Below are 23,963 nucleotides of genomic sequence, written 5' to 3' on the forward strand. Positions count from 1 at the left end.
CCAAATGCCGTTAGTTTACCCGATTTGGCGTTGTTACCGTAAGTTAGTGGCCAAAGAAAAAGCGCAGGTCAGGTGCTAAAACAGCAGCCTGAACTTAGTCACCAAAAAGAGCCAGCTGTGTTTCTGCTTCTTTGGCAAGCTCACCTGGCCAGGGTGCCAGAATGGCATGAGCAGGACCGCCCAGTTGTTGTAAATCTGCGGCAAATTGCCGGGCAAGAGCCGGCGCCATAGTGTTGTCCGGTGTATGAAAAAAGGCATAAGGGGTTTTGCCTTCCCCAAGCCACTGCAGCATTTTGTTGAGCCAGGGCTGGTAAAAAGGCCGGTTAGCCGCCAGGTCGTCCTGGCCAACAAAACGAAACACCGGGGCATCCGTTAATGCCACAGCATGTACCGGCAACCTTGGTTTTTTGCGCTGCGCGTCCAGGAGCGCCGGCGTATCAGCCGGCACTGAAAACAAACTGCGGCTGTCAAAACTCAGGCGTTCACACTGGTAAAACCGCAACAATTGATGCAGCGCTTTTTCGTTGTCGGCTTTATCAAAAAATTGTGGGTGACGGATTTCGACGGCGCAGGCATGTTGCGCTCGGATAAGCGCTAACAGTGGTGAAAGTTCAGTAAGCTGTGCAGGGCTAAAACGCTCCGGTAGCTGCAGATGAATAAAACCAATCCGTTCCCGCAGCGGACTTATCAGCGCAAGCCACTGTGTTAAAAGTTGCGGTCCGCCCTGTTGATGACTGACGGCTTTTGGCACCTTCAGGTTAAAGCGAAAATCGCTTGTGCTCTGCGCCAGCCAGCGTGTTATGGTGTCTGCTGCCGGGTTGGCGTAAAAGGTGGTGTTACCCTCTACTGCATTGAAAAAACGACAATATTGCGCTAAAAAATCTGCCGATCGGCTATCTTTGGCATAGAGGCTGCCTTGCCAAGGCGCGTGAGCCCAAACCGGGCAACCTAAATAATACATAGCTCTCACCTGTAAAAGCGCGATGCCGGTCGGGCATGCGCCGGCACTGTGAATCATAGAAGAGTAACATAATGAAGTTATGCCTTGTGTTGTTGATTCTGTGGTGTGGCCTGTTTGCTACGCCGGAAGTTCAGGCTGCTGAGCCTTCAAAACCGCTGCGTATCGCCATCAGTAATGACAGTTTCCCTTATATGTATCTGGACAGCCAGAATCAGCCGGGCGGTTTGGTGGTTGACTGGTGGCGGGCTTTGGCCGCTGTGGATGGCCGTCGTATTGAATTTGTTGCCGTGGACTGGACTGACATTTATCAGACACTGGCAGACGGCAAAGCAGACGTGATTGGTGGCCTGGCGGTAACCCCAGAGCGTGCTGCCAGCTATCTGCTGGGGAACCCTATTGCTGAAGTGCACAGCAATGTATTTATCCACCGGGATTTAAATTTTGTAAACAATCTCCCTGCGCTGTTGCCGCATTTAGTTGGGGTGGTGCGTAATTCCGGTCATCTGGCAACAATAAGGCAAAAACAGCCGGATCTCGTGTTGCAGCAGTTTGATCACACCAGCGCTATGTTTGATGCTGCGCTTGAAGGGCGCATTAAAGCTTTTATTGGTTTGGACCGGTTAACGCCACGTTATGGTCGCATTCAGCAATTAAGCGAGCTGTATCCGCTGTTTAAAAAGATCCCATTGGAAAAAATGCAGCTGACCTATGCTTTGCCGAAAACATCGACGGCACTGGCAGCTGAATTACAAGTGTTAGTCGCCAAATTACCCGCCACCTTACCCGATAAACTGCAGCGGCGCTGGCTCAGTGGCATTAGCAGCGACGACACCATAGTGGTAGCCATGTCCGTTGGAAATCAGCCTTTGATGAGCATGTCCAGCAATGGTCAGCCGCAGGGGTTATTGGTTGATTTATGGCGTTTGTGGTCGGAAACAACCGGCATTCCTATTGCCATAGTACCGGATACTACAACTGCAGGCTTAACCAGCTTGAGCCAGGGGAGAGTGGATGCACATATGGGTTACCCATACCTGCCTGACAGCCGCGCAGAAGTGCAAAGTGTTCATCCTATTTATAACCTGAGTTCGTCTTTTTATTATCCAAAACATCAGCAGTTCACTGACCTGAATCAGGTGCGAAGCCCCATTGGTTTTTTTGCCGCTGCTGCTTATCAAAAAGCGTTACGTCAGGATTATCCCACGTTGAAATTTATTGCTTTTGACAAACTTGAGGATATGCAGCAGGCGCTGGAACGCAGGGAGATTGCCGGTTTTTTTGGGGCTGATCTGATTATGCAACAGCGCTTGATGTTGCAACAAACCGACAGCTATAAAATACTCGACTTTCCTAAATATCAAACCAGTTTGCAGGTGCTGGTGCGCGAAGGTAACAATGAGCTCGTCAATAAAATCCGGCTTGGTTTTAATGCCCTGACTCAGGACCAACTGGAAACTATTGAAAAACGCTGGGTTTCCTTACCGGAACTGGCTTACTTCGCACGTTTTCGCCAGCAGGTGCCGTTAACGCCAGAGGAGCAACAATGGTTGGCTGAACACAGGCTGCTTAAAGTGGGTGTCATGGCGGACTGGGCGCCGATGGAGTTTGTGGATCAGAACGGGCGGTTCAGCGGTGTCACCGACGATATTTTGCAAAAGCTGAATCAGCGCCTTGGTACCAGTTTTACCGCTGTGCCTTATCAGCACTGGGCTGATCTGGAAGCTGATTTTGCCGCCGGCAAATTGGATGTAGTTGCCAATATGTCAGATTTGCCGGAGCGCCGTAAATTTGCCGCTTTTAGTCATAACTTCTGGCCTTTCCAGTGGACTTTAATCAGTCATAACGCCGTGACAGAAATAACAGCCCTGAGCCAGCTCAAAGGTAAAAAGGTGGCGGTGCTGCAAGATTATCAAATCGTCAAATATTTTCAGGCCAATCATCCGCAAGTTCAGCTGCGTTTTAGCAAGGATCTGACTCAGGGACTTGCCATGCTGCAAAGTGGCGAGGTTGATTTTGTCGTTGACACTGTGATTTCGTCCGGCCGCGCTTTAAGGCAGGCAGAAAACAGCAATTTGCGCATGCATTTGCCGGTGGATATGCCTACATATCCATCTTTATTTGCGGTGCGCAAAGACTGGCCAGAACTTCTGCACATTCTGGATAAAGGGTTAAAAACGCTGAATGAATCTGACCGCAGTGAAATTCTGGACCGCTGGTTTTCAGTAGAAATTCATCAGGGGGTTGATGAAGGAAGAGTCATTAGTCTGGTGCTGCAGGTGGTTGGCATAGGTGTTGTTTTGTTGGTGCTGGTGTTTTTCTGGAATATGTCACTTCGCCGTGAAATAAGCTTACGCCGGCAAATGGAAGAAAAAATGCGTTTTATGGCCACGCATGACGATTTAACCAAGTTGGCTAACCGCAATCTGCTGGAAGAGCGGTTAAATCAGGCGCTGCTGCAACATGCCCGTCACCATGAGAAGCTAGCCTTGTTGTTTCTGGATTTAGATGGTTTTAAAGAAGTGAATGATCAATATGGCCATCATGTGGGGGACGAGCTCCTGGTAAAGGTTGCCGAGGTACTGCAGCATTGTGTGCGTAAAAGTGACACTGTGGCCCGTTTTGGTGGCGATGAGTTTGTTATTATGCTGACCGGCCTGCTGGATAAAGACGATGCTGCCATAGTGGCAGAAAAAATTCTGTTGCATTTATCCAACCCGCTGCAGTTATCGGCTTGCGCTGCCAGGGTAGGGGCCAGTATTGGCATTGCGTTATATCCGGATAACGGCATTGATAGCCAGCAGATGCTGAAGACCGCCGATGGCCTGATGTACCGCGCTAAACAAAGTGGTAAAGGCTGTTATCGTTTTAGTCATCAAGGGCAGTGACTTTAGAGATCTTTTCTATATAATTGGCGCTCATTTTTCAGCGTAAAGCTCAAGTACCGGTAGAAAGGATCAGTGCATGCGTAGTCATTATTGCGGTCTGTTGAACGCACAACATGTCGGGCAACAAGTTTCTCTGTGCGGTTGGATCAACCGTCGTCGCGACCTCGGTGGTCTGATATTTGTTGACCTGCGCGACCGTGAAGGTCTGGTGCAGGTGTTTTTTGATCCGGATTTAACACAAATGTTCGCCCAGGCTGCTGAGCTGCGCAACGAATTTTGTGTGCAGATCACAGGCACAGTGCGCGCACGCCCTGACTCGCAAGTCAATAAAGATATGGCCACTGGTGAAGTAGAAGTTTACGCTTCGGCTCTGACCATTCTGAACAAAGCACCGGCCCTGCCACTGGACTTTAACCAGAACAACACAGAAGAGCAGCGCCTCAAATACCGTTATTTAGATATCCGTCGTCCAGTGATGAGCGACAGATTAAAATTCCGCGCCAAAGTCACCAGTTTTGTCCGTAACTTTATGGATAGCAACGGCTTTTTAGATATTGAAACGCCAATTCTCACCAAAGCTACCCCTGAAGGTGCCCGCGATTATTTAGTACCTAGCCGCACCCATAAAGGCCAGTTTTTTGCGTTGCCACAATCACCTCAGCTGTTTAAACAGCTGCTGATGATGGGCGGTATGGACAGGTATTATCAGATCGTCAAATGTTTCCGTGACGAAGACTTACGTGCTGACCGTCAGCCGGAATTCACCCAGATTGATATCGAAACCAGCTTTATGACCGCCGAACAAGTGATGGCTGTCACTGAAGAAATGGTGGTGTCGATGTTTAAATCGATGCTGGATGTAGATTTAGGCAAGCTGCCACGGATGACCTATTTTGAAGCCATGCGTTTGTATGGTTCAGACAAACCGGATTTACGCAATCCAATGCAGTTTGTTGATGTGGCTGATTTACTCAAAGACGTTGATTTTAAAGTATTCTCAGGCCCGGCCAATGACCCGAAAGGCCGTGTGGTTGCACTCAAAGTGCCAGGCGCCGCGGAAAAAGTTTCCCGTAAAGATATCGACACCTACACCGCTTTTGTTGGCATTTATGGTGCCAAGGGCCTGGCCTGGTTAAAAGTGAACGACGTGGCTCAAGGCCTGGAAGGTATTCAGTCGCCGGTTGCTAAGTTTTTAACTGCGGAAATCGTCAGTGAAATTTTAGCGCGCACCGGCGCACAAAACGGCGACCTGATTTTCTTTGGTGCTGACAGGGCCAAAGTCGTGTGTGAAGCTATGGGCGCTTTGCGCTTAAAACTGGGTGAAGATTTAGGCATCACTCAGCCTGGCTGGAAACCGCTGTGGGTTGTTGATTTCCCAATGTTTGAAGAAAACGATGACGGCAGTTATTCCGCTGTACACCATCCCTTTACTTCACCGCTGGACACTGCAGCTTTCCTGTCGACTGACACCGACAAGCTGGAGCTGGGCACTTTATTATCCAACGCCTATGACATGGTTTTAAACGGTACTGAGTTAGGCGGTGGTTCTGTGCGTATCCATACGCCGGATGTGCAGGCCAAAGTGTTCCAGTTATTGGGCATCAGTGATGAAGAAGCGGCGGAAAAATTTGGTTTCTTATTAGAAGCTTTACGTTATGGTGCACCACCACATGCGGGTCTGGCTTTTGGCCTGGATAGGTTAGTGATGCTGATGACAGGCGCCAGCTCTATCCGTGATGTGATGGCCTTCCCGAAAACCGCTACTGCCGCTTGTCCGTTGACAGACGCACCTGGTGTTGCCAATCCACAACAACTGGCCGATCTGGGTATTGCCGTTGTTGCCAAGGCTGAAGCTGACAAATAACAGCAAAACAGCTTGTCACTGTGGCATTGATTGCAGTAGCTTCAGCAAAAAACGGCGACATTAAGTCGCCGTTTTTATCTCTGCGTTCAGCCCATGCTGGCAGAGGATCACAAGTTTTGTTATTGAGGGAGTATAAAGATGGCAGGTCATAGTAAATGGGCCAACATGAAGCACCGCAAGGCGCGTCAGGATGCCAAAAAGGTGAAGATATTTACCAAACTGATCCGGGAGCTGACAGTGGCAGCCAAACAAGGTGCAGATCCGGACGGTAACCCGAGATTACGAACTGCCATTGCCAAAGCACTGTTAAATAATTTATCGCGGGATGTGATTGAGCGCGCGGTAAAACGTGGTGCCGGTGAAAATGGTGGTGAAAATTTTGAAGAGTTGGTGTACGAAGGTTATGGCCCCAATGGTGTGGCTATTATTGTTGAAACACTCACCGACAATCATAAACGCACAGTACAGGATGTGCGCAGTGCCTTTACCAAATATGGCGGTAACCTCGGCACCAACGGCTCTGTTTCTTATTTGTTCTCGCGCCAGGGTTTATTAAGTTTTGCCGCAGGTGTTAATGAAGACAAACTGATGGAACAAGCGCTGGAAGCAGGTGCTGATGATGTAGTGGCGCATGACGACGGCTCTTTTGAGGTGGTTACCAGCCCTGAGTTGTTTTTGGATGTTAAAGAAGCTCTGGAAAGTGCAGGATTACAGGCGGAACATGCCGAAGTGAGTTTAGTGCCGTCAACCAAAGCTGAGATTGGCGCTGACACTGTGGTAAAGTTTTTCAAACTTATTGATATGCTTGAAGATTTTGACGATGTGCAAAACGTCTATCACAATGCCGACATCAGTGATGATGTGCTGGCGCTGGTGGAATAAGCTTGAATATTATTCTGGGTATAGACCCCGGCAGCAGGTTAACCGGTTACGGGGTGATCCGGCAGCAAGGCGCCAAATTTGAGTATATCGCCAGTGGTTGTATCCGGATGACACTTGGTGAAATGCCGGATCGGCTCAAGCAAATTTTTGATGGCGTCAGCCAAATTATTGAACAAACACGGCCAACAGTTTTTGCCATAGAGCAGGTGTTTATGGCACGCAACCCGGATTCAGCGTTAAAGCTGGGCCAGGCCCGTGGTGCTGCTATTGTTGCAGCTAAAGTGGCTGGACTTGAGGTGTTTGAATATTCCGCCCGTCAGGTCAAACAATCTGTGGTGGGCACAGGAGCGGCCGATAAATTCCAGGTGCAGCATATGGTGAAAACCCTACTGAAGCTGCCTGCCAGCCCGCAGGCGGATGCTGCCGATGCATTGGCTGTGGCGCTCTGTCATGGTCATACCCAACAAAGTTTGATCAGTATGGCAGGACAGGCCAGTAAAACAGTGCGTGGCCGGTTAAGATAAGCCTATTGCCGGGGCCTGGTTGCCAAAGCGCAAATAAGAGCAATTCGCATTTTTATGCAGCAGGATTTTTATGATTGGTCGATTAACGGGCATTATTGCCGAAAAACAAGCGCCGGATTTATTAATAGAAGTGGCTGGGGTAGGGTACGAAGTACAGTTGCCGCTGACCAGTTTTTACACTTTGCCCGCTGTGGGTCAACAAGCCACTATTTATACCCATTTTGTGGTCCGGGAAGATGCGCAGCTGTTATATGGTTTTGCCAATCCAACGGAGCGTAGTTTGTTCCGTCAGTTAATTAAAGCGAATGGTATAGGCCCTAAAATGGCATTGACCATTTTGTCGGGTTTAACGGCCAGTCAGTTTGTGCGTTGTGTACAACAGGATGACATCAGCACTCTGGTAAAATTACCTGGTGTTGGTAAAAAAACCGCCGAACGATTATTGGTGGAAATGCGCGATAAACTTAAAGACTGGGGCTTGTCTATTGCCACCCCTGTCACTGATCATCTGGTTTTGGGTGATGACGAAGTGCATAAATTTGAGCTCAAAGAAAGCCCGGAAGCAGATGCTATCAGTGCGCTGATTTCCCTGGGTTACAGTCAGTCGCAAGCCGCTCTGGCGGTGAAAAAAGTATTTAAAGCCGAGCTTGGCAGTGAACAACTGATTAAAGCTGCATTAAAATCAATGATTTAATTTATGGATGATGTTGCACAACGTTGTTCAACTGAGTAAACAGCCATGATAGAAGCAGATCGTTTACTAGCCCCTGCGGCCAGTCGGGAAGATGAAGTTATCGACCGGGCTATTCGTCCTAAATCTCTGGCGGATTACACAGGCCAAAGCCATGTGCGTGAGCAAATGGCTATTTTTATTGAAGCGGCCCGTGGCAGAAATGAACCCCTTGATCACTTACTAATTTTTGGCCCACCAGGTTTAGGTAAAACGACCTTGGCAATGATTGTCGCCAACGAAATGGGCGTGAATATTAAACAAACCTCAGGGCCAGTACTGGAAAAAGCAGGGGATTTAGCCGCGCTTTTAACCAATCTCGAACCCAATGACGTGCTTTTTATCGATGAAATTCATCGCTTAAGCCCGGTGGTTGAAGAGATATTATATCCGGCGATGGAAGACTATCAGCTTGATATTATGATTGGCGAAGGTCCGGCTGCCCGCTCGATCAAACTGGATTTACCCCCTTTTACGCTGGTTGGTGCTACCACCAGAGCCGGTGCTTTAACCTCCCCGCTGCGGGACAGATTTGGCATAGTACAAAGGCTGGAGTTTTATAAAGTCGATGAGCTGGCGCAAATTATTCTGCGTTCGGCACATTTTCTCAACCTGCAGCTGGATTTGCCGGCCGCCACTGAAATTGCCCGTCGTTCCCGGGGCACCCCCCGTATTGCCAACAGGTTGCTGCGAAGAGTGCGGGATTTTGCCCAGGTGAAATCGAACGGTGTGGTCAGTACCGATATTGCCAATCAGGCATTATTGATGGTGGATGTGGATGCACAAGGGTTTGACTATATGGATCGCAAGCTGATGCTGGCCATTATCGAAAAATTTATGGGTGGACCCGTAGGACTGGATAACCTGGCTGCAGCCATAGGTGAAGAAAAAGACACGATAGAAGATGTGATCGAACCTTTTTTAATTCAGCAGGGTTTTATCCAGCGCACGCCACGTGGCCGTATTGCGTCAAAACATGCTTATGCCCATTTTGGTTTTGACCTGCCGGCAACATCGCAGGAATAAAGGCCTGGTATCACAGTATTGCTGCGGCGACTTGCTGCCATATTGTTGATTTTCAGATAAAAAAAAGCCCGCTAAGGAGCGGGCCAATGCAACAAGTTGAAGTAGAACTTCAAAAAATCCAGGGAACATGCTGAGTGATCCGAACCACTGAAGCAGGGTTCCAATCACTCTGTGATCTTAACTACAGTGAACACCCTCGTATTACACCGTTGCGCTAGCTCAGAACACCTGCGTATCTTAAGGATTTAGAATAATTACTTCAAACGAGAAAAATTGCCTCTTTTCATTAAAAAAAGTAATGCGAATAAAAATTCATAAATAATGAATAATGGGTTGCCTTGTTGTGTAAGCCTTGATAAATCTGAATCCTCCTTGTTTTTTGCTGAACCTGAAATGAATACTTCCAATTATTTTTTTCATCGATTGTCGACATAAAAATCTGATTTCTCCGTTTTGTCGCTAAAATTAGCCGTTTTAACGTAAAAAATGAACTTTTACCCGACATCCGTTTCAATACAGAAGTTAACTGATTGCCGGACCGGAAGGGGAGAATTATTTTTCGGTATAGCAGGGGCTGCGCTGTTGAGTTAGGGCGCAGTGTCCCATATCATAGCGCCCAAATTTGTGACTTTGTTTTAGCGTTTTTTTAGAGGTATTTTCTGGTGGCTGGTCAACTTTCAATTCTCGAACTTATCCTTCATGCAAGCTTTGTTGTGCAATGTGTGATGGCTATTCTGGTCGCAGCTTCAGTTGTATCCTGGGCTATGATCATCCAGCGTAATAAAGCCTTAAACGCGGCTATTGAAGACACCCGGAAATTTGAAGATCGGTTCTGGTCCGGTATTGATTTATCAAAGCTGTATAACGAAGTGAGTGCCCGCGCTAATGTCAGTGGTATGGAATCTCTGTTTAAAGCCGGTTTTAAAGAGTTTGCCCGTTTACACAAAACCAATGCCAGACAGCCAAGTGCGGTGATGGAAGGTACTCAGCGTGCGATGCGTGTCGGTTTATCTCGGGAAGTTGAACGGCTGGAAACCCATTTGCCGTTCCTGGCCACAGTCGGTTCTATAAGCCCCTATATTGGTTTGTTTGGCACCGTCTGGGGTATTATGAATTCATTTATTGCTTTGGGAGCTGTGCAGCAGGCCACTTTGGCAATGGTTGCACCAGGTATTGCTGAAGCCCTGATCGCAACCGCTATTGGTTTGTTTGCCGCTATTCCGGCTGTTATTGCCTATAACAGATTTTCACACCGTGTTGAACAACTGGAAAACTCCTATGCCAACTTTGTGGAAGAGTTTGCCAATATTCTGCATCGTCAGGCGGTCAGTGCCGGAGACAATCAATAATGTACGTGCGCAAGAAACGCCGCATGGTGGCGGAAATAAATGTGGTGCCTTATATCGATGTGATGTTGGTGCTGCTGATTATTTTTATGGTGACCACACCTATTATCACTCAGGGTGTAAAGGTAGAACTGCCTAAATCAAAAGCCGAACCCATAGAGCAGATGAAAGATGGGAAAACCCCTATCGTGGCAACTGTTGATGAAGCCGGTTTATATTATTACGAAAAAGATGGTGTCAACAAAGGGCCTATGAATGCAGAGCAGTTGCAGGCTGAAGTTATGGATACGCTGACCATTGAACCAGGCACCCAGGTCATTCTTAAAGCGGATGGCCGTGTTGATTATAATGCTGTGATTCATTTATTAAATCTGATGAAACAAGCTGGCGCTCCGTCGGTAGGATTGATGACAGAAGACGTGGAGTCCAAATAACATGGATCCGTCGTTTAAGAAGGCGCTGCAAATATCGGCAGGGGTACACCTGCTGTTATTTCTGGCGATGTTTATCAATTTTAACTTTTTTAATAAAAACGAAGTGATTGTTGTGCCTTTGTATTCGGCAAGTAATGCGCCGCTGCAAGCCAGCGTTGTTGAAAATCCGAAAATAAAAGAAGCAGACAAAGCAACAAAAAAGAAACCAGAACCTAAAAAAGAGCCGCCGAAAAAAGAACCAGAACCGGTCAAAGAAGAGCCGAAAGAAGATCCGGAAATAAAACGGCAGGAAGAGAAAAAACTACAGCAGGAAAAAGAGCTGATCGTGAAGAAAAAGCTCGAAGCTGAGAAAAAGAAAAAAGAAGCTGATATCGCGCTCAAAAAGAAAAAAGAGCAAGAGAAGCTGAAGAAAGAACAGGAACAGAAGAAAAAAGAAGAAGCAAAGAAAAAGGCTGAAGAAAACGCCCGTCTTGAGAAAAAGAAAAAAGACGAGTTAGAGAAAAAGAAAAAAGCGGAAGAGTTAAAGAAGAAAAAAGCCGAAGAGAAAAAACGTCAGCAGGAACTTGAGCGTCAGGCTGAAGAGCAGATGATGGAAGACGAGCTGGCGGAAGAAGCCGAAGAAGCGCGGCGTCTGGCGAGACAAGGGCAGTTACTCACTGAGAAACAGCGTTATGTGGCCATGATTGTAGAGCGGGTACGGCAGAGCTGGTTTACTGATGACACCATGAACGGCAAAGAATGTGTGATTTCACTGAGCCTGGCCAGTAATGGTTTTGTGATTAACATGAATGTTGAAGGCGGTGACCCAGGCGTTTGTAATGCCGCGGTCAATGCGATCAACCGGGTCGGCCGGTTCCCAATGCCGGAAGATCCTGAGTTGAATGCCGAATTCCGTCAATTGAAGTTACCATTTAAAAAATAAGTTGAGACGATACGACAATGATATTCAAGTTGATAGGAAAAGCAGCGATAGTGGCGATGGCAATCGTGTCGCTGAAGAGTCATGCATCTTTAGAAATTGTGATTACTGAAGGTGTGGATACAGCGCGCCCCGTGGCCATAGTGCCATTTACTTTTGTCGGGCAGAATCAGCCAACACAAAATATCAGCCAGATTGTTGCCGCCGATTTAATGCGCAGTGGTAAGTTTAATCCGGTTAATGTGATGCGGATGCCGCAACAACCACAAAACAGTAGTCAATTTAATGCGGCTGCCTGGAGTAAAACGGGCATTGAAGCTGTGGTGATGGGCACAGTAAAAGAAGTTGGGCTCGATCGTTATACCATTAGTTATGAACTGGTTGACGTGATCAAAGCCAACGGTGGTGTTGGTCAGCCAATGATGACATCAAGCGGTCGTTTAGTTGCAGGCAACAATCATATTCTGCACTCCAGCGAAATTACTATCGCCGGAAAATTGTTTCGTCAATATGCACATCGTATGAGTGATGTGATTTATGAAAAATTGACTGGCGAAAGAGGTGCATTTTCTACCAAAATAGCCTATGTATTAGTGCGTGATAAACAAGAGTATCGTTATCAATTAGTTGTCGCCGATTATGATGGTGAAAATGAGCAGGTTCTGTTAAGGGCAAAAGAACCTTTGATGTCACCTACCTGGTCACCTGACGGCACTAAATTAGCGTACGTTACTTTTGAACGTAAACAATCTCAGATTTATATACAGGATGTTTACACTGCACGTCGTAGTATTCTGACTTCATTTAAAGGTATTAACAGTGCGCCTGTTTGGTCACCAGATGGCCGTAAAATGGCGATGACTTTATCAAAAGATGGTAATACTGAAATTTATATGATGGATATTGCCAGTAAAAATCTGACAAAATTGACCAATCACCGTGCTATTGACACTGAGCCAAACTGGAGCCCTGATGGTCAATCGATTATTTTTACTTCAGAACGGGGCGGAAATCCGCAATTATATTCAGTGGATATCAATACAAAAGCAACAACTCGTGTTACTTTTGACGGTGAAATGAATTTAGCGGGTAAATTTACACCTAACGGCCAAGCAATTGTTATGGTAAACCGCACAAACGGTCAGTATAATATTGCGCGCATGGATAGGACTACCCGTCAAATGCAAGTGCTGACTCGCACTTATTTGGATGAGTCACCAAGCATTGCGCCTAACGGCTCAATGATTATCTATAGTACTTTGCACGGTTCGTCACAAGTACTGGCACTGGTATCCATGGATGGTCGCTTTAAAGCAAGGTTACCTGCTGCTAATGGGAGAGTAAAATCCCCGGCGTGGTCACCATTTTTATAAAACACAAAAATTTGGTTAATCGTTTTACTAAGGAAAAAATCATGAACTTAAATAAAGTTTTAAAAGGTTTGTTAGTAGCAGTGCCAGTGCTGACTTTAGCTGCATGTAGCTCTAACAACGAAACTGACGCTGGCGATGCAAACGCAAACACCAACGCTCCTGTTCAAGCTGTTGACCAAGGCATGAGCGATGCAGAACAACTGCGTCAGCAATTAGAAGCTCTGCGTCAGCAAAACACTATTTACTTCGACTTCGACAAGTCAGCTATCCGTCCTGAATTCGCTTCAGTACTGGACGCTCACGCTGCTTTCCTGCGTGCTCGTACTACTGTTTCTGTAACAGTTGAAGGTCACACTGACGCCCGTGGTACTCCAGAGTACAACATCGCTCTGGGTGAGCGTCGTGCTCAGTCAGTTCAAAGCTACCTGGAAAACCTGGGTGTTGCTGCTGGCCAAATGTCAGTAGTTAGCTACGGCGAAGAAAAACCAGTTGACGCTGGTAACACTGAAGACGCGTTTGCTAAAAACCGTCGTGCTGTTTTAGTTTACTAATTTACTAGTGAGTGTGCATGGACGTTAAAAAGTCACTGATTACTGCACTTTCATTAGTTGCAGTAGCTGTATTAGCTGATCCGGCGCCCGTTGCTGACCTAAGTCGCAGCAGCAATAAGAGTTATGCCGCGCAATCCAGTAGTCGTAGTGGTTCTGTTGAAGAACGACTATCTGCGCTGGAACGTGTGGTTGAAGCTCGTGCTGCTGCACAACTACAGATGCAGCAACAACTCCAGACCTTGCTTGACGAGGTCAGCGAGTTAAGCGGCAAGACTGAAATGCACTCTTATAAATTAGAAGAGATATTGCAACAACAACGTGATATCTATCAGGAAATTGACCGCCGTGTGGGTGGCCAGGGTGGTGCAGCGTCGCAGGTGCAGTCTTCTGCAAATGTGCGTGCACAAACTCCGGTTAACGTGCCGGCGGGCAATCCCGCAGCCGTTGTAGCAGCCGATCAGGTTGCTACTGCGGATGTTGCGCCAGCGCCAGCCTCTGTGAATATGACAGAAGCACAGGCGTATGAACAAGCTATCAATTATGTGATCAAGGATAACAACTACGCTGCGGCTATTCCGGCGTTTGAAAGTTTTATCCGTGACTACCCGAATTCAGACTACACCTCTAATTCTCATTATTGGTTAGGCCAGCTTTACTATCAGAAAAATGAGTTAGGCAAAGCAAAAAACCATTTCGAGCGTGTTGTCACCCAGTACCCGAATACCACTCGTGTTCCTGACGCTTTATTAAAACTGGGCATGGTGGCTGAAAAGCAGAACGAAGCTGCGGTAGCAAAAAAGTATTACAACCAGCTGGTCAAAAGTTTTCCAAAGTCCAAGCCTGCAGCAACAGCGCGCAAAAAACTTGAGACTATGTAAGTCGTTTTTATAAAAAAGCCCGCTTTAAGCGGGCTTTTTTATTGGGGAAATTGTATTTTTGCCGATTTTGGCTTTGCTGTAGTAGTTAAGCTTTGTAATTGATGCTGCTGATATTTCAGACAGGCAACGCTTTATTATTCGACAGTGAATTGCTGTGATGCTGCGAAATTAAGCAGTTAACATGGCAAAAGCGCGTTTTTGGCAAATATAAGTTGCACTGAGCGCGTAAATAAGTAAGATATGCCTCCGCGACAGGGGTCATTAGCTCAGCTGGTAGAGCAGCGGACTTTTAATCCGTTGGTCGATGGTTCGAATCCATCATGACCCACCACTTCCCGATAGTTTTTCTCACTGCAAAACCCGTGTATAATGCGCCACCCTTTATTGTTGGATGGTCAGCATGAATCAAGCACTGCAGTTTAATGAACTTGAATATGTCTTCCCAAAAAAGCCGTTGCCATTAAGCGCTGACGACAAACAAGCTTATAAAGACCGGATCAAAAAATTACTGGTTGAACGTGATGCAGTTCTGGTCGCGCACTATTACACCGACCCGGAAATTCAGGCGCTCGCCGAGGAAACCGGTGGTTGTGTGTCAGACTCATTAGAAATGGCCCGTTTTGGCAATCAGCATCCGGCAAAAACGCTGATTGTCGCCGGAGTCAAGTTTATGGGCGAAACCGCAAAAATTCTGACGCCGGAAAAAACCATCTTAATGCCAACGCTGGAAGCCACCTGTTCGCTGGATTTAGGTTGCCCGGCTGAGGAGTTTTCTGCCTTTTGTGACGCGCATCCGGACAGAGTTGTTGTCGTGTACGCCAATACGTCAGCTGCGGTAAAAGCACGCGCCGATTGGGTGGTGACTTCTTCTATTGCGCTGGATGTGATTGAACATTTAGACAGTGAAGGTAAAAAAATCCTGTGGGGCCCGGATAAACACTTAGGCGCTTATGTGCAAAAACAGACAGGTGCCGATATGCTGCTGTGGCAGGGCGCCTGTATTGTGCATGACGAGTTTAAAGCCAATGCACTGATTGAGCTGAAAAAACAATATCCAACTGCAGCAGTATTGGTGCATCCGGAATCTCCGGCTGCGGTGGTGGATTTAGCCGACGCCGTGGGTTCCACCAGTCAGCTGATTAAAGCCAGCCAGACCATGGCCAACGACACTTTTATTGTCGCGACGGATAAAGGCATTTTTTATAAAATGCAGCAGGCGATGCCGGATAAAACCTTTATTGAAGCGCCAACCGGTGGTAATGGCGCCACTTGCCGCAGCTGCGCACATTGCCCCTGGATGGCGATGAATGGCTTAAAAGCTATTGAAGAGGCTTTAACTGACGCCAGTGGTCACGAAATTTTTGTCGACGCTAAACTACGCGACAGAGCCTTATTACCGCTGGACCGGATGTTGAGTTTTGCCAAAAGCAACAGAGTTGCAGTGAAGGGCAACGCCTAAACTTGTACAAATAGCGGCTTTGCTGAAAATTCCAGCGAAAAGCGGTATAACAGCAATTTATTGTTGCGCCGAGCGCTGAATTTACCTAGTATAGCCGCGCTTGCTGTGGCAAGTCCCGGAGAGATGGCTGAGTGGCTGAAGGCGCACGCCTGGAAAGTGTGTTTAGGTTAACCCCTAACGAGGGTTCGAATCCCTCTCTCTCCGCCAGATATAAAACAAAAGCCCCGTACGAAAGTACGGGGCTTTTGTTTTATATCTGCTGGTGAAAGCGGATTGGTGAGAAGCCTTAGTTCGACAAACCGGCAGGATTGCCGGTTTGGACCTTGCGGAGCAAGGCCCGAAGGGCGAGGGGCAGGGAGCCCCGAGTCAATCCCTGAATACGAAAGTACGGGGCTTTTGTTTATATCTGCTGGTGAAAGCGGCTTTGGTTTAAACCCTGGATAAAACCTTATGCTCAAGCACCCAAAGTAAATCACTGTGAAACTAAACCGCTTTTGCTAAAATCCTGTTTTTTGCATTTTGCTGCCGGAATCTTTTGATGTTATGTCCTTATTTTATTGCCGACACTTGCCGCTCTTGTTCAGCACTTGATGCGGCTTATGCAGTGCAGCTGGAGACAAAACAGCAGCAGTTGCAAAAACTGCTTGGCAATTTTGCCGGTTATCAGTTATTGCCTGCTGTTGCATCTTCAGAAGCGGCATTTCGCAATAAAGCCAAAATGGTGGTGATGGGCAGCATAGATGATCCTGTGCTTGGTATTGTGAATCATCATCAGCAACAGGTCGATCTGACCGCTTGTCCTTTGTATCCAACATCATTTCAGCAAGCTTTTGCGCATATCCGCAGTTTTATCCGGCTGGCCAAATTGCAGCCTTATCAGCTTGCTGAAAAAAAAGGTGAGCTGAAGTTTGTGCTGTTAACACAAAGTCAGTCAACAGGGCAGTGGATGCTGCGTTTTGTACTGCGTTCAAAAAACCATCTGGCCTCTATTGTTAAACATCTGCCGGCGCTGCAGCAACAATGGCCTGAGCTTTTGGTGTGTTCTGTGAATTTACAGCCCGAACATAAAGCTGTGTTAGAGGGCGAGCAGGAAATTGTGCTGACTGAGCAACAACAATTGCCAGAGCTGTTCAACGATGTGCCGCTTTTTATTCAGCCTCAGAGTTTTTTTCAGACGAACCCTAGGCTGGCCGCGCAGTTGTACCAAAGCGCCCGCGACTGGACTGCTGATTTACCATTAAAAAGTGTCTGGGATCTGTTTTGTGGTGTGGGTGGTTTTGCGCTGCATCTGGCAAAAAGCGGACGGCAGATCACCGGCATTGAAATATCGTCGGCTGCTATTGCCTGTGCACATCGCTCGGCCGCACTGATGCAGGATGTGCAATTACAGTTTCAGGCGCTGGATGCTGATGCATTTGCCAAGGCCCAGCAGCAAAGCCCGGATTTATTAGTGGTCAACCCACCTAGGCGGGGTTTAGGTGCAGCACTGTGTCAGACCGTAAGCCAGCTGAAGCCAGCCTGGTTGTTGTATTCAAGCTGTAATCCACAAAGTCTGGTGCAGGATTTAGCTGCACTTTCAGACTATCAGCTTGAGAAAGCGCAGCTGTTTGATTTTTTTCCTCACACTGAACATGCCGAAGTATTGTGTTTATTACAGCGCCGCGACAGTCACGCTGAATAGTGCTTCGCCGCAGTAAAAGCCTGGTATTTCATTGTGGCCTTGTTATTCGTTTATGTTGTTCAGCCCCTTTTGTGGCTCACAAAGGGCTGGCATTGGTAACTGCAGTGTTGTCAGGCTGATGAAGTTGTTGCCATCAAACTGCAGCTGATAAATCAGACCGTAATCCTGTTCCGTCAGCGGCGCTTGTGGTGTTTTACTCAGTAGCTCTGCAAGTTGCGGCACAGTGTTGCTGTGGCCTACTACCAACGCGTTTTGTTGCTGCTGCATCAAGCTAGCGGCAAGGTTTTGGATGTCGGCTGCCTGATAAGTTTCTAACCGGCGGTTTGGGGTTAATAAAGCGGTTGCTGTTAATTGGGTGCGTTGGTATCCGCTGTGATACAGCTTTGTCAGCGGCACCTTAGCCAATAAAGTCGCCAGTTCTGCCGCCTGTGCTTTACCACAGGCCGATAACAGCGGATCTTTCGCTGCCGCTCCACCGGCAGCTTTATTGACTTCAGCCTTGTGGGCGTGGCGCACCAGGTACAGCTGGTAAGGTGCAGCTTGTGCTGTGCAAGTGGCGAGACTCAGTACACTGACAGCCAAAACTTTTAAAATTTTCAAAATTATTTAACCCCTTTTGTTGTGCTCAATCGTCCAATGTCTGAAAAACACCATCAACAAGGAGCAGGACATGAGCAGCACTATGTCAGTATCTTATGCGGCACAAACACCATGGCAGGCTCGGTTGGGCACTGTAGTGTTGGCAATTTTTATCACTTTGATGTTATTTCAGCTGATGGCGGCTTTGCTGGACAACGACATTGCACCACCGCCGCCGTTACCTCCACAGATGGCAGTGGAACTGTCTGCCCCCAGAGATGACAGTGCAGTACAGCCGAAAATCATCTTAGAGCCACCGCCACCTCCTGTTGAACCCCCGGCACAACAACCTGTTGATTTGGGTTCAGAGCTGCAGCGTTTTGCGCTGGAGGTTGCACCTGTGGTGCCAGATATTGCCATCAGCGCGCAGCAGGGGCAATACCAGCAATTGGCTGATGCACAGGCCAGGCCTTTGGTGCGGGTTGAACCACAATATCCCGCCTCAGCAGCACGGGATGGGATCAGCGGTTGGGTGCAGCTGAGTTTTAGCATTGATGCTACAGGGGCTGTGACCGATGTTGTGGTGCTGGATGCAGAGCCAAAACGAGTGTTTGAACAGGCAGCTATCCGGGCGCTAAAACGCTGGAAATATCAACCTTCTGTCGAACAAGGCAAAGCTGCTAAAACCACAGGTTTAACTGTGCAGCTGGATTTTAATCTGGAACCCTGAAAAGGGCTGTGGCACATTGATCAGGTTGGCAATACAAAGCATAAACAAAGTTGCTTTGGGCGCTGTGGCTGAACAGCTTCGGCGCACAACAACAAGAATAACAGCCGGCAGGAGTGCTTATGGGATGGAAACAAATCAGTATCCGGCTGACCGGCTTTACAGCGTCGGCGACTGCCAATACCGGGCACGATGAGCTTGGCTGGTTGTTCCGCAGTCATGCCGATGCTTTGTATCATTTTTTATTAAAACAAAGTGATGCTGAGCTGGCGCAGGATATCAGTCAGCAAAGCTGGTTAAAGGTACTGGAGTTACAAAGTTGGCAGACTGAGTCAGCATCCCAAGCTGCTGGTACCGGTATCAAAGGTGATTTTCAACAGCGTTGTCAGTTTAAAACCTGGTTATTTACCCTGGCCAGAAATGCACTTTTTGATGAACTGCGCCGCCGACAACGCTGGAGCGGGCCGGAGCTTAGTGAAGAAACCATGTTGGACACCCAAGTCAGCCAGCTTGAGCTGTTGGTGGCTGCAGAGCGGCAACAGGCATTACAACAAGCCATAGAAGTTTTGCCGTTATTACAAAAAGAAGCTTTGTTATTACAGCTGGAAGGTTTTTCGCTGGAAGACATTGCCAGCATCAGCGGCAGTGCAGCCGAAACGGTAAAAAGCCGGCTCAGATATGCAAGAACCAGCCTCAGTCAAGCTCTGGAGCATTACCATGACCACCAAGCATAATGGGCAAACGCCAAAAGCTGCGGAGCAAACCCCAGTGCAGCAAAAGGTTAATCTGCAGTCAGAACTTCAACAACAAGTATTGCAGGCAAAGGCTGATACCACCGCAGCGGAGCCGTCAGCGGGAGAGGAAAAGTTAACAGCTGCACTCGAGCTTTGGTACCGGCAAAGCGCAGAGCAACATCAAATACCGCCGCCGCAAAAACAGGCGCTGTGGCAATTGCTGCAACACAAAGCTGGGCCAAAATCCAGGTTAATACAGTTGAAGATCATCATGCAGCAACTGGTCGGCTGGTTTAGTTTTCCGAAGTTGCAGGCGTTAACCGCAGTTTGTGCACTTGGGTTAGGCTGGTTTTTAATTCAACAACAGCAGTTGTCCTATCAAATCAGTCAGACCAACAGCCTTTATCCGGTGCAAATACACCAGCTGAATTCTGAAGAAATTCACGCAGGATCTTTGAGTGCAGCCCAGCAACGCCAGCAAATTTTCAGTCAGCGTTATCAGGACTACCAAAAAAGTGTGGCGGCAGGGCATGTGATAAAACAGCAGGTGCTGGCGCGTCAGTCTGCCGACAGTGGCTGGCTGCTTGATGCCTGCAGCAAACTCAGATTACAGCTGAGTGAAGGTTGGTTAGAACAGTTTAAATTACAACAACAATGGTCTGAACCACAGTGGGCACAGCTGTCCAGCAGCCGTTATCTGCAGGTATCAACTGGTACTCATGGTGAAATTATTGCATTGCAACCATCGGCGCAGCCACCTTCCTGTGCGCCCTGAACAAAGCTCGATAGGTTAAAAAGACGACAGTAAGATGCTGAAAGGGTTGTACCATGCCGTGACTTTGGTGTGGCTGTGGCATTCGAGAAAAAACCAAGGCGCGCTTCGTGCAGCCCCAGCTCTGGGGTAATATAGCGCCTTTGTATTTTCTGCCGTTGTGAGCCCCGATGACTGATTTAATTTACCTGCGTTCTTACCCTGAGTCTATTTTGCAGCAGGTGCGTCTGGCACTGCAAAACGGCAGTTTGGGTGAGAGCCTCAACCGCCGTTATCCGGAGCAAAACCACAATATTCAGACTGACAAAGCTTTGTATGAGCTGACTTTACAACTAAAACAACAGTTTATGAAAAGTAGTGACCCCATCAGCAAGGTGCAGTTTGACCCGAAAATTCATGTGATCCATAACGCCCTGGGGACCCACAGTCAGATCAGCAGGGTGCAGGGCGGCAAGCTGAAAAGTAAAAATGAAATCCGTGTCGCCAGCTTGTTAAAACAAATGCCGTTATCTATTCTGCGCATGGTAGTTGTGCATGAATTAGCCCATTTACGGGAAAAAGATCACAACAAGGCGTTTTATCAATTGTGTCAGTACATGGAACCCCAGTATCATCAACTGGAACTGGATTTACGGTTGTTCCTGACCTGGCGCGACAGTCAAAGCTGAATCAGCAGAACAACAAGCCGGATGGCGGGACGGAGGAGCAGATGGCTCAGACAACACATATTTTTGTCTATGGTTTATTAACTTTTCCCGAGATTGTCACTGCCATTACCGGCCAACATATCCAGATGAAAGCTGCAGTATTAAGCGGGTTTCGCCGATATGGTTTAAGCCGGAGCCCAACCCAAACCCCGGTGCCAGTGTTATTGGCTGAGCCGGGTTATCGGCAGCGCGGACAGCTGCTGTTGAATGTGGATGAGCAGGCGGTTAAAAAGTTAGATTTTTTTGAAGATCTGGACTCAGGGCATTATGTAAAAACTGCGGTCCGGGTTGAAGTTGAAGGTCAGTGGCTGGATGCCTTTTGTTATTGTGCCGGACCGGCGCTGGCACCTTATGCCAGTGGCGACTGGTCACCAGAACAAGTGACAGAGCAGGACAAACAGTATTTTATTCAAACATTGATCCCAGAAATGCTGGCTGCACTGGCAAAGGGTTCGCAGTAAAAATTTTAAGCTGTGTTCCGAGTACCAGTGGCATTTTGCAGGCTTGTGCTGCATCGCAGTCAGGGTTTTGGGCCCGGAAGGAATTATGATCAAACAAAGTTTGATGGCGGCCTTGTTATTGTGCACAACCTCTGTTGTGGCGGCGCCATCTGTTGCCCAGTTTTCTGAAGAATTTCATCGTGAATTTACCCGTAAGATGAGTAAAAACAACATCCCTGGTGGTGTTTATGTCATTGTCAAAGATGACAAAATTGTCAGGGTTGGCGCTTTTGGTGTGCGCTCGCACGGTACTAAGGCCAAGGTGGATGCCAACACTGTGTTTCGTCTGGCTTCTGTGTCCAAAACCTTTGCCGGCGGCTTAGCGGCTCAGGTGGAGCACGAAGGGCGTTTTAACTGGAACGACAAAGTCACCAAATATGTGCCGGGTTTTCGCTTTCGTAGCCCCGCTATGACGTCCAGATTGACAGTAGAACATTTACTGGCACAAAACGCCGGCTTAAGCCCAAATGCTTTTGACGACCTGATAGAAGCCAATATGACACCGGCACAAATTCTGCCAAAATTTGGCAACATCAACCCGCGTTGTCAGCCAGGTAAATGTTACGGCTACCAGAATGTGTTGTTCAGTCTGATTGAGACCGTGCTGCACAAAACCACCAATATGCCCTATGAGCGCCTGATCGAGCAGCGCATCTTTAAACCCTTGCAAATGCACAACGCTTCTGTCGGTTACGCGGCATTTCTGGCCAGTAAAAACCGCGCTATGCCCCATGTGAAAGTACGCAATGGCTGGGGGGAGGCTAAAGTGGTACCGACTTATTACCGGGTGAATCCGGCTGCCGGTGTCAACGCCAGTGCTATGGATATGGGCAAATGGTTGATTGCAAGACTTGGGCATAACCCTACTGTATTGTCACCTGCCATGCTGACTGATATTCACAAACCCCGTATCAAGACCGCCGACAATCTCAGCGGTCGCACCTTTGGTCCTTATGTGGCTGATGCCTACTATGGTCTGGGTACCCGCATTTATCAGTTTGGTAAACATAAGCTGTATTACCATGGTGGTCTGGTGAAAGGTTATCGCACCGACATGTCCTATTTGCCTGAGAAAGGCTTAGGTTTAGTCGTGTTGTTAAATGCCCAAAGTAATCTGGTGGCTGAGCTGTCCAGTTATTTCTGGGCTACTATGCTCGATACCCAGCCACAAGCCACGCCGGCGCCCAAAAAGAAAGTGCGTAAAGTAGCGCAGCAGCTTGAGCCGTTATTTACACCTTTTGAATATGACACTGATGAGTTGATGACTGAATCGCTAAGCCCTGAAATGCTGGCAAGGTTGCAGCAAGATGCTCTGGAGAGTCTGTACGGGTCCGGTCCGGACTCTGAGTCTGCAATTGAAGCTGATTTTGCTTCAGCATCAGAGCTTAAACAAACGGTTGACCTGGCTCAGGCTCCAGACTTAAAAAACATCAGGCCACCGCTGCTCGCGCCCTAATGTCATCTGAATGATCATAAAGGCCGGACCAAATGTGTTGGTCCGGCCTTTTGCAATACAACATTCTATAGTTGCATGTCCAATAACTGCTTACTCAGGCAGATGAGTCGCGCTGATATAAATCCAGATAAAAATCCAGCGTGATGGCCGGCAAGTCGCGGCATAACTGCGCTTTGAGCTCAGCATTAAATTTATAACCGAGCGGGATCATCTGCAGCAGTTGTTCCAGCTCAGCAGCGGCTTTGGGCTGAAATAACCAACTCAGCTGCTGACGTTTATGATGGTGAAAACCCTGTTGTTGCTGCACTGCTTGCGGGTGTAACCGTACCTGACTGTAAATCTGTTGTTTCAGCTCGACTAAATGTTCAGGCGCTGGTGTGACTGTTAATAACCAGGCGCCCGGTGTCGCCACTCTGGCAAGCTCGGCCGGTTCGGATGGCGCATAAATACGCAGCACCAGGTCAAAACTGCTATCGGCAAAAGGCAGCTGATAACTGCTGGCAACAGCACAATGCAGCTTCGGATATTTTTTGCTGGCGGCTTTTACCGCGGCTTTGGAAATATCAATGCCATAAAGAGTCAACTCCGGCAGTGCCTGTGCCAGTCTGTTGCTGTAATAACCTTCACCACAGCCAATATCCAACAATACAGGTGCTGTTGATGCTGTAGTGTCAGAGGCCAAAGCCGTGGTAAACAGCTGATTAACGGCATCTGACAGGGGTTGATAAAAACCTGCTTCCAAAAATGCCCTTCTAGCCTGGATCATCTCAGCGCTGTCGCCCGGTGTCAGCGACTTTTTTTGTTGTACCGGCAATAAATGAAAATAACCTTCACGGGCGCGATCAAACTGGTGGCGGTTTTGGCACTGTAAACCAGTGTCATTAGCAAGCAGGGGGTGTTGGCAAAGCGGGCAGCGGTACATAACAGTCCGGAACTTAAACAAAAACGCCATTATAAAGATTGTTGTTGCTGAAG

23 protein-coding genes and 2 tRNA genes are annotated in these 23,963 nt (G+C 47.9%); 22 read left to right on the forward strand and 3 right to left on the reverse strand.

The window, feature by feature from the left end; translation table 11 throughout:
* Positions 1–94: 94 nt before the first annotated feature.
* Positions 95–961, reverse strand: coding sequence for a DUF72 domain-containing protein (locus V7P87_RS11165; RefSeq protein WP_333797496.1), 867 nt, complete (start codon positions 959–961; stop codon positions 95–97).
* Between the two features lie 71 nt (positions 962–1,032).
* Between V7P87_RS11165 and V7P87_RS11170 the strand changes: the two genes are divergently transcribed.
* The 16 genes from V7P87_RS11170 (at position 1,033) to rlmC (ending at position 17,513) form a co-directional block, all read left to right on the forward strand.
* Positions 1,033–3,846, forward strand: a complete 2,814-nt coding sequence (locus tag V7P87_RS11170; RefSeq protein ID WP_333797497.1) for a transporter substrate-binding domain-containing protein — start codon at positions 1,033–1,035, stop codon at positions 3,844–3,846.
* A 76-nt stretch (positions 3,847–3,922) separates the two neighbouring features.
* Positions 3,923–5,710 carry an aspartate--tRNA ligase gene (gene aspS / locus V7P87_RS11175; protein WP_333797498.1) on the forward strand — a complete coding sequence of 596 codons (1,788 nt, stop codon included), beginning with the start codon at positions 3,923–3,925 and terminating at the stop codon, positions 5,708–5,710.
* 138 nt (positions 5,711–5,848) lie between these two features.
* Positions 5,849–6,592 carry a YebC/PmpR family DNA-binding transcriptional regulator gene (locus V7P87_RS11180; RefSeq protein WP_333797499.1) on the forward strand — a complete coding sequence of 248 codons (744 nt, stop codon included), beginning with the start codon at positions 5,849–5,851 and terminating at the stop codon, positions 6,590–6,592.
* Between the two features lie 2 nt (positions 6,593–6,594).
* Positions 6,595–7,116 carry a crossover junction endodeoxyribonuclease RuvC gene (ruvC, locus tag V7P87_RS11185; protein ID WP_333797500.1) on the forward strand — a complete coding sequence of 174 codons (522 nt, stop codon included), beginning with the start codon at positions 6,595–6,597 and terminating at the stop codon, positions 7,114–7,116.
* Between the two features lie 70 nt (positions 7,117–7,186).
* A complete protein-coding gene (gene ruvA / locus V7P87_RS11190) occupies positions 7,187–7,810 on the forward strand; it encodes a Holliday junction branch migration protein RuvA (protein WP_333797501.1) in 624 nt (207 codons plus the stop codon).
* Between the two features lie 45 nt (positions 7,811–7,855).
* Positions 7,856–8,872 (forward strand): Holliday junction branch migration DNA helicase RuvB, encoded by a 1,017-nt coding sequence (gene ruvB, locus V7P87_RS11195; protein WP_333797502.1) that lies wholly within the window; start codon positions 7,856–7,858, stop codon positions 8,870–8,872.
* A 662-nt stretch (positions 8,873–9,534) separates the two neighbouring features.
* Entirely contained in the window at positions 9,535–10,221 is a 687-nt protein-coding gene (tolQ, locus tag V7P87_RS11200; protein ID WP_296298988.1) for a protein TolQ, read from the forward strand.
* Complete coding sequence (gene tolR / locus V7P87_RS11205) at positions 10,221–10,652, forward strand: protein TolR (RefSeq protein WP_333797503.1); 432 nt, start codon at positions 10,221–10,223, stop codon at positions 10,650–10,652. The genes tolQ and tolR overlap by 1 nt, the downstream gene beginning before the upstream one ends.
* A gap of 1 nt (position 10,653) precedes the next feature.
* Positions 10,654–11,574, forward strand: a complete 921-nt coding sequence (gene tolA, locus V7P87_RS11210) for a cell envelope integrity protein TolA (RefSeq protein ID WP_333797504.1) — start codon at positions 10,654–10,656, stop codon at positions 11,572–11,574.
* A 56-nt stretch (positions 11,575–11,630) separates the two neighbouring features.
* Entirely contained in the window at positions 11,631–12,944 is a 1,314-nt protein-coding gene (gene tolB / locus V7P87_RS11215; protein WP_333797585.1) for a Tol-Pal system beta propeller repeat protein TolB, read from the forward strand.
* 41 nt (positions 12,945–12,985) lie between these two features.
* Positions 12,986–13,495, forward strand: a complete 510-nt coding sequence (gene pal / locus V7P87_RS11220; RefSeq protein WP_260657150.1) for a peptidoglycan-associated lipoprotein Pal — start codon at positions 12,986–12,988, stop codon at positions 13,493–13,495.
* 17 nt (positions 13,496–13,512) lie between these two features.
* Positions 13,513–14,373 carry a tol-pal system protein YbgF gene (gene ybgF, locus V7P87_RS11225; RefSeq protein WP_333797505.1) on the forward strand — a complete coding sequence of 287 codons (861 nt, stop codon included), beginning with the start codon at positions 13,513–13,515 and terminating at the stop codon, positions 14,371–14,373.
* A gap of 255 nt (positions 14,374–14,628) precedes the next feature.
* A tRNA-Lys gene (locus tag V7P87_RS11230) sits at positions 14,629–14,704 on the forward strand.
* A gap of 69 nt (positions 14,705–14,773) precedes the next feature.
* The gene (gene nadA, locus V7P87_RS11235) at positions 14,774–15,832 is read left to right on the forward strand and encodes a quinolinate synthase NadA (protein WP_333797506.1); all 1,059 of its coding nucleotides are present in this window, start codon (positions 14,774–14,776) and stop codon (positions 15,830–15,832) included.
* 117 nt (positions 15,833–15,949) lie between these two features.
* Positions 15,950–16,039 (forward strand) — tRNA-Ser (locus V7P87_RS11240).
* Positions 16,040–16,370: 331 nt separating this feature from the next.
* Positions 16,371–17,513 carry a 23S rRNA (uracil(747)-C(5))-methyltransferase RlmC gene (gene rlmC, locus V7P87_RS11245; RefSeq protein ID WP_333797507.1) on the forward strand — a complete coding sequence of 381 codons (1,143 nt, stop codon included), beginning with the start codon at positions 16,371–16,373 and terminating at the stop codon, positions 17,511–17,513.
* Positions 17,514–17,555: 42 nt separating this feature from the next.
* Here rlmC and V7P87_RS11250 read toward each other — a convergent pair whose 3' ends face one another.
* A complete protein-coding gene (locus V7P87_RS11250) occupies positions 17,556–18,113 on the reverse strand; it encodes a SixA phosphatase family protein (RefSeq protein WP_333797508.1) in 558 nt (185 codons plus the stop codon).
* Between the two features lie 70 nt (positions 18,114–18,183).
* Between V7P87_RS11250 and V7P87_RS11255 the strand changes: the two genes are divergently transcribed.
* From V7P87_RS11255 to V7P87_RS11280, 6 genes are all read left to right on the forward strand, one after another.
* Positions 18,184–18,822, forward strand: coding sequence for an energy transducer TonB (locus V7P87_RS11255; RefSeq protein WP_333797509.1), 639 nt, complete (start codon positions 18,184–18,186; stop codon positions 18,820–18,822).
* A 119-nt stretch (positions 18,823–18,941) separates the two neighbouring features.
* On the forward strand, positions 18,942–19,553 hold the full coding sequence (locus tag V7P87_RS11260; RefSeq protein WP_333797510.1) for a sigma-70 family RNA polymerase sigma factor: 612 nt from the start codon (positions 18,942–18,944) through the stop codon (positions 19,551–19,553).
* Entirely contained in the window at positions 19,537–20,328 is a 792-nt protein-coding gene (locus tag V7P87_RS11265; protein ID WP_333797511.1) for a hypothetical protein, read from the forward strand. Before V7P87_RS11260 ends, V7P87_RS11265 begins: the two co-directional genes overlap by 17 nt.
* 167 nt (positions 20,329–20,495) lie before the next feature.
* Positions 20,496–20,993, forward strand: coding sequence for a M48 metallopeptidase family protein (locus tag V7P87_RS11270; RefSeq protein WP_333797512.1), 498 nt, complete (start codon positions 20,496–20,498; stop codon positions 20,991–20,993).
* A 41-nt stretch (positions 20,994–21,034) separates the two neighbouring features.
* On the forward strand, positions 21,035–21,493 hold the full coding sequence (locus tag V7P87_RS11275; protein ID WP_333797513.1) for a gamma-glutamylcyclotransferase family protein: 459 nt from the start codon (positions 21,035–21,037) through the stop codon (positions 21,491–21,493).
* A gap of 85 nt (positions 21,494–21,578) precedes the next feature.
* Positions 21,579–22,988 carry a serine hydrolase domain-containing protein gene (locus V7P87_RS11280; protein WP_333797514.1) on the forward strand — a complete coding sequence of 470 codons (1,410 nt, stop codon included), beginning with the start codon at positions 21,579–21,581 and terminating at the stop codon, positions 22,986–22,988.
* Positions 22,989–23,082: 94 nt separating this feature from the next.
* On the opposite strand, the gene rlmA is transcribed toward V7P87_RS11280, so the two are convergent.
* Positions 23,083–23,910 carry a 23S rRNA (guanine(745)-N(1))-methyltransferase gene (gene rlmA / locus V7P87_RS11285; RefSeq protein ID WP_333797515.1) on the reverse strand — a complete coding sequence of 276 codons (828 nt, stop codon included), beginning with the start codon at positions 23,908–23,910 and terminating at the stop codon, positions 23,083–23,085.
* Positions 23,911–23,963 lie beyond the last annotated feature (53 nt).

Source organism: Rheinheimera sp. (assembly GCF_036782235.1).
GTDB lineage: Bacteria > Pseudomonadota > Gammaproteobacteria > Enterobacterales > Alteromonadaceae > Pararheinheimera.